The 317-nt window shown below is 73.2% G+C and carries 1 pseudogene; it reads left to right on the forward strand.

Going from position 1 to position 317, the window contains the following annotated elements:
- A pseudogene (locus tag V5O49_RS00090) lies at nt 1-317 on the forward strand (glycosyl hydrolase); the annotation flags it as partial.

The raw sequence follows: 317 nt of genomic DNA on the forward strand, positions 1-317 counted from the left end.
CAGGCCGGACCCGAGGGCACCGTCCAGCTCACCTCCGCCGGCGGCCAGAACCACGACGGCACCCCGCACCAGCCCGCCGTCTTCGAGGCCACCGGACTCACCGGCACCCACACCGGCCAGACGACCGCGTTCTCCTTCGCCGTGGACGCCGGCGACGACGTCGGCCAGGCCGTCCAGGCCCGCGTCAGCTACGACCTCACCGGCGACGGCACCTGGGACCGCATCGAGACCTACGGCTACTTCGCCACCGACCCCGTCCCCGGCAACGAGACCTACACCTCGCAGGGACGTCTCGCGGCAGAGGACGGCACCCTCGG

Origin of the sequence: Isoptericola haloaureus (assembly GCF_036689775.1) — a bacterium.
Lineage (GTDB): Bacteria > Actinomycetota > Actinomycetes > Actinomycetales > Cellulomonadaceae > Isoptericola > Isoptericola haloaureus.